Here is a 12576-nt window from a genome sequence, read left to right as displayed (position 1 = left end):
CCAAATTGATTTAGTATTTATACATTATATTATAAAACATAACGTAATTGCAAATGAATGCTTACAAATGTGGTTTTGATGGCACATTCACGAACAGGGGATGGGGGGTTCGATCAAACAGGCGCCAAAGCGTGAGTGCTCTGGCGCCTGTTTGCTTAGATCAATCGATGAACGTTTAGGCAGCAGGGTAGAAAATTGACATGGTTTCTGCAATACATGCAGGGCGGCTGGCGCCTTCGAGCTCAACTGTTGCTGTAAAGGTGCACTCCAGTCCACCGTCCGCACGCTCATTGACGTTTGTCAGTTCATAGGTTGCGCGTGTGCGGCTGCCGCTGGGAACGGGTGTCAGGAAACGAACTTTATTCATTCCGTAGTTAACACCCATGCTGGTGCCGGTGACTTCAAATGTCTTAAAGCGCATGCCAGCCAGCATTGACAGGGTCAGATAGCCATGGGCAATGGTATTGCCAAATTTTGATTCTTTTGCACGTTCTGGGTCGACGTGAATCCACTGAAAATCACCAGTTGCTTCGGCGAATTTATCAATACGAGCCTGATCAATATCCCACCAATCGCTGGTGCCAATTTTTGTACCGACTAAAGATTTCAAATCATGAAAATTAACTTCACGCATCTGTTTACCCTCTATAAGTTGAGTGATTTATGAATAAGCTTTGTATCAAGCATACTTAAAAAATCACATGATTTAGTGTGTCTTTAGAAATTGTAAGAACAGTCTTTGTTTTAATCTCGTTCAAGCCTGAAAGGTGCACGCCATTGTCCATGCATGACAAATAAAGTACTGGTTAAGAGCAAGCTTGCCGCAATCAGTAATGAAAGCGTATAGTTACCCGCGATATCTCGCAAAATTCCAAAAAAAGCGGGTCCAAGTGCGGTGACAAATTGCATCAATGAGCCACTAAAACCAAAAACTCGCCCAAATGAAGCTGCGCCAAATTCACGTCTGACAATCAGTGCAGGTAAGGTGGTCAGATTGCCGACGTTAAATCCAAAAATCAATAAACCAAGAATGACAGTCGCACCTGAATTGGAAAAAGCCATGACAAGCATGCCGAAGGCAGAAGAGCCTAGAACTAGACCTGCTGCATGACGAATGTTGATACGGTCAGCATGACGTGCCAGGATGATACGACCCAAAAAAGCGAGTGTTCCAGAAGCCAGAACGGTCAGTGAGATACCAGTGGCACTGGTGTAGTTTTGTAGAAGTTTGACTTGCTGGCTTAGGAAACCCACTTGAACCATCAGTCCCAAACCGAAGGCGATGATGACAGAACGGAGGGCATAGGTTTTTAAGGCTTCTTTGCGTCCCCAGGTTTTGGTTTTGATAGGTGTGCTGCTCGTACTTGTGACTGGGGCAAGCCCATCGGGCAGTAGGCCGATGTCTTGAGGCCGCCTTCTGAGAACCAGCAAGGACAGTGGCACGATGATTAAGAGGACAAGTGATCCAATCACAAGCATCGCCCAAGCAAGGCCGAGATTTGTCACAAAAAATAACGATATCGGCACCCCGAACATACCGCCTAAACTTGCGCCAAGTAGAGCGGTTGACAAGGCTTTGCCTTGATGTCGTTCAAACCAAGGTGCAATTGTGGATGTGATGGCGATCGTGGACAAACAGGACCAACCGATGCCCATGATTGGAAAAACGATAAAAGCTTGCCAGACAGCGGTGATCTGACCGATTAGGATTAAACCTGTTGCCATCAGCACTGCGCCGACCGCCATCAAGATGCGCGATCCATACCGACCCACCATTGAGCCCACAAAGCCAATGGAAAAAGCATTCGCCAGAAAGGACATAGTGAGTGCTAAGGAGATTTCACCCATGCTCCAGCCATGGGTTTGGCTCAATGCGTTGAGATAGACACTAGGCCCATAGAGTGCAAATGACCAAGAAACAAATGCAATGACGACACTGGCCTGAACGATGCGCCATCCGTAAAAGACCGGTGCCTTCTCCATGGAAATCTTTAACCTTTAATCGGGCAATCAAGAAATGCCTGAGTTTTTTCAAACTCAGCCGCCAAAGCCGCTAAAGCTGGGTGTGTTTCTGTGTTGACCAAGTCAGGTAACACCAAGTGCATGAATGTGTAGCCAACGCTTGCGGTTAAATCTGCGAGTGTGGGACTTGTGATGCCACCAAGCTTAGAGTCAGCAATTAAGTTGTTGATCTGGTCAAAGCCTGCGCAAGCCTGTCCGAGTACTTCGTCAAGATAAGGCTGATAAATCATCTCTTCAGGGCGGCGTGTTTTTTCATACATGCCGATGATGGCTTTATCTAAGGCACTGGTCACGATGCTGGTGTGTTGCAGAATTCGTTTGCGTGCAGCGCCTGTGCCAGGCAATAGAGTCTGACCGGGAACGGTTGCAAGGACGGTATCGAGAATCGCACTGCTTTCAATCAGTTGCTCACCATCATCCAGAATAAGAATGGGGACTTTGCCCATCGGATTGATTTTGAGGATTGCGCTTGTATCACGGGAGGGTGATAAAGAGCGATGCTCGTAATTCAGTTCGACCCAACGCAAACTTGTGCCAACACGGCGAACAAATGGTGACAGGTAACGGCCGATGAGAATCATAGAAACCTCGAAATCAATTAAGTAGTGGTGCATCAGAACATGGAGAACCTTATGGGTCAAGAGATCACGATGAATCTTTTTCTCCTCTTAGAATCGTAGTTCAGGGACGCAGGTTGATGATGTGAGGGACTTCACAGGTGTGGCAAGCGAGTGCAACCAAATACTCATTGGCAAGGGTGAAACTGTGGAAATGCCAGCTCTCGTCACTAGACAGTGTGTTTTCAGTATATTCAAGCCTTGGTGCTTCAGATCCATTCAGGATTAAACGGAATTTCTTGAAACTGGAACTGATACCAGTGCCCACGGCTTTGACATAGGCTTCTTTAAGCGTCCAGTAGGTTAATAATCGCTGATGTTGTTGCGCTTGGGGTGCTGAACGAATATCTTCATATTCCTGAAGCGTAAAGAATCGTTTGGCGACTGCGATCGAAGGTCCTTGACGGTGTAGCCATTCTGCATCCAGTCCTACAGGACCTGATGCGCTAACCGCGACGGCAGCTAGATCATGGGTATGAGTCAAACTGAATGAGACAGATTGGAGAGCCGCTGGGGCGGCAATGATGGGCTTGCCTTTGGGTTGTTTGGCTAGTTGGATCGATTGCGGGTCAATCACTAAATTTAGGTGTTGTTGCGCGTAATGCGTGAGTGTCGTTCGTATCAACGAATGGCTGATTAAATACCGATGACGCAGCAGTTCATTCGATAAACTTTCCCAGCGCACACGTTCTTCACGATCCAGATAGCGAAGTAAACGGTCGTGTTCATGTGGATTCTGTTGATTAACTTCGGAAGGACGCGTATACCCTATAACAATCACGGCGCTCAGACATTTATAATAATTAGCTAATATACAAAGTTTTAAGGTTCGGAGGGTCTGAATGGCATTGCCTGTCCAGCGTTTGCACGAAAATCTTTCAGTTGCGCCGCAACTGACGCCTGAGCATATGGCTGCTGTTGCCGCTGCAGGTTATAAAAGCGTTATTATCAATCGACCAGATTTTGAAGAAGGGCCTCATCAGCCCACTTCGGCCGACTTGATGCAAGCCGCACAAGAAGCTGGCTTAGAAATTGTTTATCAGCCCGTTGTTAGCGGCTCCTTGACTGCAGCTGATGTGCAGCGCTTTGGTGAGCTGTTAGAAACATTACCAACACCCATTCTGGCGTTTTGTCGCTCGGGTACGCGTTGCACGGTCTTGTTTCGCGCAGCGACAGGTCAGGTTTAATAATTTTTACAAGTTTAGATTTGATCTCTGGCGATTAAAAGGGTGACTCTGATAGCTGAGTTCGGCTAGCATGTTAGATGTTAGTTAAGTCGCGCAGCGAGATGGATCGAAAGCGAACAATCACAATACTACGAAAGGAGTAGACTTATGTTTAAGAAGATTTTGATTCCAACGGATGGTTCGAAACTGTCCGTCCAAGCCGCTAATGCGGGTGTCATTTTTGCAAAATCCCTCGGCGCCGAAGTTGTCGCGTTGTTCGTGGGTCAACCGTTTGCCGCAACCGTCGGCTTTGATGGCATGGCTGCCGCTTATGCGATCAGTGATGAGGATTATGAGAAAGCGACTGCCGATCAGGCGCGCCAGTATCTGCAATCCGTGTTGGACCGTGCAGAAACAGCGGGTGTGAAAGCCACAAGCGAAGCGTTGACCAACTTTAACGTGGCCGATGGCATTATTGATGCTTACAAAGAGCATGGTTGCGATCTGATCTTTATCGGTAGCCATGGTCGTAGCGGTCTGTCCCGTTTGTTGCTCGGAAGTGTGACTGCGAAAGTGTTGTCACTGTCCCCAGGACCTGTGTTGGTGTATCGCGTTAAAGAAGATAGTTAAACAGTTATATCCAGAAAACCTTGTGATTCTGGATATGATGAGTTGAGCTGATTTTTTTCAAAAACCCGTGATCTTTCGAGTTCACGGGTTTTTGCTTATGTGTTCGGTTTCTATTTGATATCAATCCGGTTTTTGAATAACTTTTTTAACCGCACCCGGCGTCAGTAATGCACCGGCTTTGTGAATGTTTTCTGGAACCTCGCCAGGCTCAAAAGGACCCGGAATTTGAGCGCATTCTCTAAAGATTCTGGATTTGCAAGTCAGGCAGATTTCGCGATCGAGTTGCTTGAAGATATGTGAAATGGCCGCTTCTTTGGTGATGAAAATATGTTGATCACCGAGGTGGCGAATGAACTTAGTTCTTTGCCACATTTTCAGCACATCATTTCTTGGGCGATGAAAGTAAAGATCGCCGCCCATTTTCTTACGAGCCTGACGCTCTTGTTCCCACATACGTGCGCCTGATAAATCGACGAAGTTCATACTACGCGACATCACCAAGAGGTTTTTGGGGGCATGAGGGCTTTGTCGCAGTTCGCTCAGTTTGCTAAACACATGGGCCGTCGCACCAAAATACACATCGCCTTCCATGCGGATCATATCGAGTTGAGGACATGTCATCATTGCCTGATCGGCAGGTTTAAGACTGGTGATGTCTTCCATATGGCGGTTGGGTGATTTATCTAAAAAGCCCATCAAGCGCACAGCAGGCTTGGAAGTGCGGTTCAGATAGAGCATCAAGGATAACAACGCGCCCATGAAAATGGCCATTTCCATCCGCAACAGCACTGTTGCGCTGGCGGTAGCGGCTGCAATGAGAAATTCTGAACGCTGTTGCTGCCATAGGAGTCGCCATTGTGGAAATTCAATTAAAGACCAAGCGACCAAGACGAGTAGAGCAGAAATACCAGCAACAGGCAGATAAGCCAGTAAACGATGAAAGAGTAGGATGAGGACAATCAGCAATAAGGCTGAAAAAACGCTGGACAGTGGGGTTTTTGCCCCCGCTTCGAGATTGGGTAAAGATCGGTTAAAGGAACCACAAGACACGTAGCTCGAAAAGAATCCACCCACAATATTGGAGAGCCCTTGCCCTAAAAACTCACGGTTCGGATCGATTAATTGACCTGACCGTACGCCCAATGACTTTGCGATCGAAATTGATTGTCCCAATGACACAATACTGAGTGCGATGGCGATACTGATTAAGTCGGGTAGTTGTCCCCAATCTAATGAGGGAATTTCAAAAGAAGGCCAAGGTGATGGGATTCGACCGACTTGTTGAATGCCTGTGAATAATGAACCTTCAGGCAAAAGATTCAAAAGTGCCCCAAGGATTGCACCAGCTGCTAAGCCAATCAACATAAAAGGCCAGCGTCGACTGAGTCGTTGTTTGACAAGTAAAGCTGCAATGCCTGTGCACAGAGCGACAGTGAGCGTTCCGAACTGAATCTGATCCCAGTGGCCAATGTAATGTGTAAAGGTGGCGATTGCGCCGTGCACAGAAGTATCGGTGAGTCCAGTGCTCCCGCCAATTGCATGCAATGCAATCAAAATAGCCGCGCCACTGGTAAATCCTTTGAGAACCGCAGGCGAAATAAAGTTCGCCAGGGTGCCCATTTTTAAAATACTGATGCCAGCTTGAATTAAACCGACCAGAATTGTGACGATGAGCGCAAGTTGAATGTAGTGTGGAGAACCTGCGATAGCGATTGGCGTGAGCATCGCAAAGAGTGCCAGTGAGTTGGCATTCGTAGGGCCGGACATGACATGCCGGCTCGACCCAAAAAGTGCAGCAATAATGCAGGGAATGATGGCGGTGTAAAGCCCGTATTGTGGTGGTAAGCCCGCCAACATGGCAAACGCAATGGCTTGAGGTAGAACCAGTACTGCCCCAAGCAAACCTGCCGTGGCATCAGAACGCAATGTTCTGGTGTTGACGTCAACTACCCATTCTCCAAAAATCGTAATGAGGCCGTGCGTGAGTCTTTGCTTTATCATGAACAGTCAGGGGCGTTTGAATCTTCGTTGACAACGTGTCTTACCTATCATAGTGCAACGAGTTAGTGACTTGCACGCCTATTCATCTGTTTGAAACGATATTTGAGGAAAAATTATGACCATTAAGACTGGTGATCGCTTACCGAAAGGGACTTTGACGCAATACGTAGAGGTTGAGAGTGATAGCTGCGCAATCGGACCCAATGCGTTTGAGGTTGAAGAGATTTCTAAAGGCAAAAAGATTGTGGTTTTTGCTGTGCCAGGTGCTTTTACGCCCACATGCTCAGAAAAACATTTGCCTGGATTTGTCGAGTTGGCTGAACAGATTAAAGCCAAAGGCGTTGACGAAATCTGGTGCGTTTCAGTCAATGACGCTTTTGTGATGTCGGCTTGGGGGCGTGATCAAAAGGTTGGTGAAGAGGTTCGTATGATGGCCGATGGTTCTGCACTCTGGACTCAAGATTTAGGCTTGTCGTTGGATTTGACGCAGCGTGGCATGGGTGTGCGTTCACAGCGTTATGCCTTGATTGCAGATGATGGCGTGGTGACACATTTGGCCATCGAGGCACCAGGTGCATTTGATGTCAGTTCAGCACAGTCTATTCTGGCCGCGTTGTAAGACAGTTAAAGATTGGTTGATTAATGACTGATCTAAGTTTTATTGCAGGTTTAAAACAGGCCTAAAACAGGTTTTTTTAACTGCTGCTTGGTACAATCCGTGATGTTTCAGGTCTGTGTGGAGTTTTCTACGCAGACCGTTCCTATTGAGTCGGACTTTGCCCATGTTCGCAGCTGTTGCCTCCTTTTCCTCGTTGTTTTTATCGACACTGGTCATGCTTTTGGGCATTGGCCTTTTTAACGTGTATGTGGGTCTGAAGCTGACGCAAGACGGGGTTAGTCAGGTTTGGATTGGGGCAATTATTTCTTTTTACTACCTGGGTCTGGTTCTTGGTGGACGACTCGGGCATACGATGATCGTGCGCGTTGGTCATGTGCGTGCTTTTGCAGCAGGCGCAGCGGCGGTGACGGTCACCGTATTATTGCAGACGCTTGTTGAAGATCTTTACGCTTGGATTGTGTTTCGGTTTGTGGCGGGTGCAGCCATGGCCGTTCAGCTCATTGTGATTGAGAGCTGGCTCAATGAGCAAATTGAAAACGAACATCGCGGCAGTATATTCGCCATTTATTTGGTGATGTCTGGAATTGGAACAGCGATCGGTCAGATGGCGATTACGCTGTATCCTACGCTTGATTTGAGACCGTTGACGTTGGTCGCGATCTGTCATGTTGTGGGCTTGATTCCGATTGTGTGGACCGTGCGTTTGCATCCGGCGCCTCAGTTGCCAGCACCACTGGATATCCGTTTTTTCGCAAAAAAAGTCCCTTCAGCGATGGCAACGATGTTTTTGGCGGGCGCGATTACTGCGTCGTTTTATTCGTTGGCACCGGTCTACATTGTGAGCATGTCGTTTGACACCACGGATGTTGCTGCCTTTATGACGGTGGCAGTGATCGCTGGGTTGCTTGCGCAGTGGCCCATGGGGTGGCTTTCAGATCGGATGTCTCGGACCAAACTCATTAAAACAAATAGTGCAGTGTTATTAGGCGTCACCCTCTTGTTATGGGGTTGGTTTGAATTGCCGTTGTGGGTATTGCTAGTCGTTTCGGCTATTAGTGGTGTGACACAATTCACACTCTACGCATTGGCGATGTCTTTTGCGAATGATATGGTAGCGCCTGAACGCCGTGTGAGCTTAGCTGCGGTGATGTTGATTTCGTTTGGGGCAGGGGCCTGTGTGGGGCCTTTGGTAGCCGGTGGTGTGATGCGTGCTGTGAATTCTGACATGTTGTATGTGTTTATGACGACCTGTAGTTTGCTTTTGCTTCTTTCAGTTCGTTTCTTAGGAAAAAACAAAACACATGTCTGATCTTGAAATCCACAACTCATCTGAACTCCTCAGTTCAGAACGATCCTTATCGTCTGAAATTAATCTGACACAAATCAATTACTTACTATATGGACTTGGTTGTTTTGTGATGCTCACGCCGATCGTGGCGATCGTGCTTAATTATCTGAAACGAGATGCCGTGGCTGGTACTTGGCTGGAGAGTCATTTTGACTGGCAAATCCGAACTTTTTGGTATGGCTTGATTGGCTATGCCATTGGTTTTGTACTGGTTTGGTTTGTTGTCGGTATGCCTGTGATGTTAGCTACTGCGGTGTGGTGCATTTACCGAGTTGTCAAAGGCTGGTTGCGTTTGACTGAGGGAAAACCGGTTGACTGATGTGTGAACCGGTGTCACCCATTGGCAATCGATGTGAGCGGACTTCTGGTTGCCGCTGATACATGTTCACTTTCTGGTTAAAAGTGCTTTTGCAGGCAGTGCGAATTCTTGAAGTGTGTCGGATTTTTTGTACCGACTTAAACATCTTTCAATGTTTCTTTAAAAACACCCGGACGGTAATCTGGGGGCGCTGCCTGTCTTTGTTAGGTTCTATTTGACATGAATTCTTTGTATCTGAAAAGAATTGTTTATTGATCTTGTTATCTAAAAACCAGATAATAGAGTGTCATTCAATCCGTTGAGTCTGATATGACGCTTAAACAATTAATGTATTTTGTGGCGATTGCACGCCAGGGCAGCTTCTTAAAGGCTGCCCAGCAGGTTTATGTTGCTCAATCTGCGTTGAGCTATCAGATCGCCCAGCTAGAGGATTATTTGCAAACTCCGTTGTTCTTTAGAAGTCGTCAGGGCGTTGAGCTTACAGAGGCTGGTGAGGTGTTTCTGACGCATGCACAAGCGATTCTTCGTCAAGTTGAAGATGCGACGCAGACCATCCGTACGCTCAGTCAGACACCGGAAGGGGTCGTGACCTTTGGTTTAGCGCACAGTGTCTCAAATGCGCTCGCGTTGCCATTGTTGCAAGAAGTGCGCACGAAATTTCCAAAGATTCATCTAGAGCTAACGGAAGAACTGACTGGTAACCTCAGTCGACAATTGCGTAGTGGGCAGATTCACATGGCTGTGTTGTTTGATGATGGCTTACAAGATGATTTCTTAGTGCAACCGATATTGCGTGAACGTCTGTCACTCATTAGCACAGCGGCGCAACAGCCCGAGCGAAAAGCCATGAGCCTGCATGAGGCACTGACCATGCCATTGATTTTGCCGTCAAACCCGCATGGCGTACGTCCCATTATCGAACAATTAGCCCAAGAGCAAGGTTATGCCGCACCGAATGTGGTTGCTGACATCAGCTCGATTAGTATCTTGCGGACCTCTCTACTGGCCGGGTTAGGGCATACACTTTTGCCAGTGATGCCTTTGCAGCCTGAGATTGATCAGGGTTTGCTCAGTGTCACCACGGTTGATTCGCCTGCGCTCTACCGAGATGTGGTTTTATGTCGATCAGCGCATTTGCCGCTGTCAACGGCAGCCAGCTCAGTCTGGCAGTTGTGTGTGAACTTAGTTCACACATTGTCTGAAAATGGTTGCTGGCGAGACAGTGAGCAGCTGTGACTTATGAGGTTTTAAGTCGCATGATGGCTTGTCCAGATAAAACAACACGTTCACCAACAGTGAGTTGTGTTGTTGCAAACACCATACGGCGTGTGCGCTGTTTAATTTGAACCGATGCGATGACCCAGTCATTGTGAGCCGCAGGGCTGATGAAGTGTGTACTCATGTCAATTGTGGACATGTTGGTAGGTCCGTAGTGGTCGTTGATGACAAGGCTAATGATTTGATCGACCAACGACATGAGAAGTCCGCCGTGGGCGACACCGTTGATATTTAAGTGTTTTTCTGTAATTAAAACACCATACTCTTTGTCAGCGCCTCCACCTTTGGACCAGATGGGACTCAGAAGGTCCATGAAAGGCCCCATGTTATGTGTGACGGGTGTCCATCCTTGTTCACGAATCATTTGCTCAGACATCTGCTGTGTAGTCATGTGACGTATGCCTAATAAAGAATCAAAGTTCTACATATTGCCTTGGAGATTGCAATAAAACAACATGTCTTTTGGCATTACGAAACGAGTGGATTTGCATTTATTTTTTAGATGGTGCATAATTCTGTTTTCGCAGGAACACACATGTTCACGAAACAACGGAACAAAAGTAGACAGTTCGAAACAAATACGGGCAGTTTACAAAAGCTTCGAAGTTGCGTTAACATCAGCAGGAGCTAGATCTTGCTACATGTGGGGGTATAGCTCAGCTGGGAGAGCGCTTGCATGGCATGCAAGAGGTCAGCGGTTCGATCCCGCTTACCTCCACCAAGAATGCGAAGTCCGGGTCCCCTTCGTCTAGAGGCCTAGGACACCACCCTTTCACGGTGGGTACAGGGGTTCGAATCCCCTAGGGGACGCCAAGAATGCTGTAGTACCGTTTAGGAGCGGTAGTTCAGTTGGTTAGAATACCGGCCTGTCACGCCGGGGGTCGCGGGTTCGAGTCCCGTCCGCTCCGCCAACTAAAAAAAATCCCACTGATTTAACAGTCAGTGGGATTTTTTTATGATGCGTCCAGTTTGGGCATCTGACTCTTCCCGATTAAGGGGGATGACCATTCATCACGCTCGATTAAGAAAGCTAAGCATGGCTCATTTAGTTAGATAAAGCCTGACTGTTATAGACTCGGATAATCGGTATAGCCTTTTTCACCACCAACAAAGAAGGTTGCTGGATCGGCTTCATTCATGGGCGCATTTTGCTTTAGACGTTCGACAAAATCGGGGTTAGCCAGAACCATCTGCCCGTAGGACTCAAGATCTGCCAGCCCACTTGCGATGTCTGCACCACAATGTCTTCTCGCGCACGACCGGGCCGATTCAAGACCAGCGTACCGCGCCATAGCTTGCGTATATCGTGTAGTAATTGCTCACCTAAGCCGTATTGCGTGATGTGCAGGTAGCCGAGTTGCAGTTTATCGAGTTCGCCGACTAGATAGCGGTATAGGTCTGCGGCATCTTCTCCTTCATCGATACCCCATAGATTCATGCCTGGTGAAAGGCGGATAGCGGTTCGCTCAGGACCAATGCGTTAGCAATGGCTTTGGCTGCCTCGATGGCAAACCGCGCGCGGTTTTCTAGGGATCCGCCATATTCATCGTTGCGTTGGTTAGCGCTAGGGGCCATGAACTGGTGAATTAGGTAGGCATTGGCAGCATGTATTTCTACCCCGTCTGCGCCAGCTTCAATGGCACAACGTGCGCCGTGGACAAAATCGGCCAAAGTCTGGTGGATGTCTTCAGCAGTCATTTCACGTGGCATTGGCACATCCTGCATACCTGTCGGTGTAAAAATAGTCGAACCATGTTGTATTGCTGAGGGAGCCAGTGCTTGACCACCGTCTGATCGATTGTCTGGATGGGAAACCCGACCCACGTGTAACAGTTGAATAAAAATGCGACTGCCGCCATCGTGCACTGCATCGGTGATTTTGCGCCAGCCGGCAATGTGCTCGGGCGTATAGAGACCGAGTGTTAGAAGATAGCCTTGGCCGACAACAGAGGGCTGGGTGGCCTCGGCAATGATCAGACCAAGTCCGCTACGTTGTGCATAGTATTGGGCAGCTAGTTCGCCGGGAACTCCGTCTGGTTGCGCACGTGAGCGGGTTAAGGGCGCCATGACTAGACGGTTTTTGAGCAAACCAGCCGCGCATCCTACGCCCATATGCGCAGCATCGTGCGCTAGTCAAGCGGCTTAACCATTTTGCGTGGATCATCCTGATTCTCGATGTAACGCAGCAAGGTTTCGATATTTGCCCGGCTGCCAACACTGATCAGGGCGTAAGCACTGTTCCAGAAGTACGGCTTCCAGTAAAATGGGGCCAACTCCGCTGCGAACTCTTTACGCATGTGCCGGGCTGATACGGATTTCAGGTTGCGCACCAGGTCGGACGGTTTGACTGTCGGCGGTGCTTCAAACAGCAGGTGAACATGATCTGCCTCACCGCCAAACTCCACCATTTCGCAGCGCCATTTGATTAGCAGGTCACGCATCAGGCTATCAAGCCTGTTTAGCATGGGTGCCGACAGACATTTATGCCTGTACTTCATTGACAGAACCAAATGGTAATAAAGCCTGTATGCACTATGACTGCTGGTTTTTAGTGTTGCGTTATTCATATTGATCAT

Annotated in this window: 13 protein-coding genes, 3 tRNA genes and 1 pseudogene; 9 read left to right on the top strand and 8 right to left on the bottom strand. The window is 48.0% G+C overall.

The window, feature by feature from the left end; all coding sequences use genetic code 11:
- Positions 1–175: 175 nt before the first annotated feature.
- From ACOI06_RS06765 to ACOI06_RS06750, 4 genes are all read right to left on the bottom strand, one after another.
- Positions 176–634 carry a MaoC family dehydratase gene (locus ACOI06_RS06765; RefSeq protein WP_420661778.1) on the bottom strand — a complete coding sequence of 153 codons (459 nt, stop codon included), beginning with the start codon at positions 632–634 and terminating at the stop codon, positions 176–178.
- Positions 635–744: 110 nt separating this feature from the next.
- Positions 745–1983, bottom strand: coding sequence for an MFS transporter (locus tag ACOI06_RS06760; protein WP_420661777.1), 1239 nt, complete (start codon positions 1981–1983; stop codon positions 745–747).
- 8 nt (positions 1984–1991) lie between these two features.
- Complete coding sequence (locus ACOI06_RS06755) at positions 1992–2603, bottom strand: glutathione S-transferase family protein (RefSeq protein ID WP_420661776.1); 612 nt, start codon at positions 2601–2603, stop codon at positions 1992–1994.
- A 100-nt stretch (positions 2604–2703) separates the two neighbouring features.
- Complete coding sequence (locus tag ACOI06_RS06750; protein WP_420661775.1) at positions 2704–3420, bottom strand: 4'-phosphopantetheinyl transferase family protein; 717 nt, start codon at positions 3418–3420, stop codon at positions 2704–2706.
- A gap of 61 nt (positions 3421–3481) precedes the next feature.
- On the opposite strand from ACOI06_RS06750, the gene ACOI06_RS06745 reads away from it, so the two are divergent.
- Entirely contained in the window at positions 3482–3826 is a 345-nt protein-coding gene (locus tag ACOI06_RS06745) for a TIGR01244 family sulfur transferase (protein ID WP_420661774.1), read from the top strand.
- Between the two features lie 147 nt (positions 3827–3973).
- A complete protein-coding gene (locus ACOI06_RS06740; protein ID WP_420661773.1) occupies positions 3974–4435 on the top strand; it encodes a universal stress protein in 462 nt (153 codons plus the stop codon).
- Positions 4436–4555: 120 nt separating this feature from the next.
- Here the strand turns inward: ACOI06_RS06740 and ACOI06_RS06735 are convergent, their stop codons facing one another.
- The gene (locus ACOI06_RS06735; RefSeq protein ID WP_420661772.1) at positions 4556–6436 is read right to left on the bottom strand and encodes a SulP family inorganic anion transporter; all 1881 of its coding nucleotides are present in this window, start codon (positions 6434–6436) and stop codon (positions 4556–4558) included.
- 115 nt (positions 6437–6551) lie between these two features.
- On the opposite strand from ACOI06_RS06735, the gene ACOI06_RS06730 reads away from it, so the two are divergent.
- The 4 genes from ACOI06_RS06730 to ACOI06_RS06715 all read left to right on the top strand — a co-directional run bounded on the left by ACOI06_RS06730 (position 6552) and on the right by ACOI06_RS06715 (position 9958).
- Positions 6552–7055, top strand: coding sequence for a peroxiredoxin (locus ACOI06_RS06730; RefSeq protein WP_420661771.1), 504 nt, complete (start codon positions 6552–6554; stop codon positions 7053–7055).
- A gap of 163 nt (positions 7056–7218) precedes the next feature.
- Complete coding sequence (locus ACOI06_RS06725) at positions 7219–8364, top strand: MFS transporter (protein ID WP_420661770.1); 1146 nt, start codon at positions 7219–7221, stop codon at positions 8362–8364.
- On the top strand, positions 8357–8722 hold the full coding sequence (locus ACOI06_RS06720; protein ID WP_420661769.1) for a DUF4870 family protein: 366 nt from the start codon (positions 8357–8359) through the stop codon (positions 8720–8722). Before ACOI06_RS06725 ends, ACOI06_RS06720 begins: the two co-directional genes overlap by 8 nt.
- 309 nt (positions 8723–9031) lie before the next feature.
- A complete protein-coding gene (locus ACOI06_RS06715) occupies positions 9032–9958 on the top strand; it encodes a LysR family transcriptional regulator (protein WP_420661768.1) in 927 nt (308 codons plus the stop codon).
- 1 nt (position 9959) lies between these two features.
- On the opposite strand, the gene ACOI06_RS06710 is transcribed toward ACOI06_RS06715, so the two are convergent.
- Positions 9960–10391, bottom strand: a complete 432-nt coding sequence (locus tag ACOI06_RS06710; RefSeq protein ID WP_420661767.1) for a PaaI family thioesterase — start codon at positions 10389–10391, stop codon at positions 9960–9962.
- A 254-nt stretch (positions 10392–10645) separates the two neighbouring features.
- On the opposite strand from ACOI06_RS06710, the gene ACOI06_RS06705 reads away from it, so the two are divergent.
- From ACOI06_RS06705 to ACOI06_RS06695, 3 genes are all read left to right on the top strand, one after another.
- Positions 10646–10721: transfer RNA gene (locus tag ACOI06_RS06705), tRNA-Ala, on the top strand.
- Between the two features lie 16 nt (positions 10722–10737).
- Positions 10738–10813: transfer RNA gene (locus tag ACOI06_RS06700), tRNA-Glu, on the top strand.
- Positions 10814–10834: 21 nt separating this feature from the next.
- A tRNA-Asp gene (locus ACOI06_RS06695) sits at positions 10835–10911 on the top strand.
- A gap of 156 nt (positions 10912–11067) precedes the next feature.
- On the opposite strand, the pseudogene ACOI06_RS06690 reads toward ACOI06_RS06695, so the two are convergent.
- Positions 11068–12112 (bottom strand): annotated as a pseudogene (locus ACOI06_RS06690) (alkene reductase).
- A 17-nt stretch (positions 12113–12129) separates the two neighbouring features.
- A complete protein-coding gene (gene tnpA, locus ACOI06_RS06685; RefSeq protein WP_420661766.1) occupies positions 12130–12567 on the bottom strand; it encodes an IS200/IS605 family transposase in 438 nt (145 codons plus the stop codon).
- Positions 12568–12576 lie beyond the last annotated feature (9 nt).

The sequence above is a fragment of the Orrella sp. 11846 genome, from assembly GCF_048820935.1.
In the GTDB taxonomy this organism is placed as follows: domain Bacteria; phylum Pseudomonadota; class Gammaproteobacteria; order Burkholderiales; family Burkholderiaceae_B; genus Algicoccus.
This window is presented reverse-complemented; position numbering and strand designations above follow the sequence as displayed.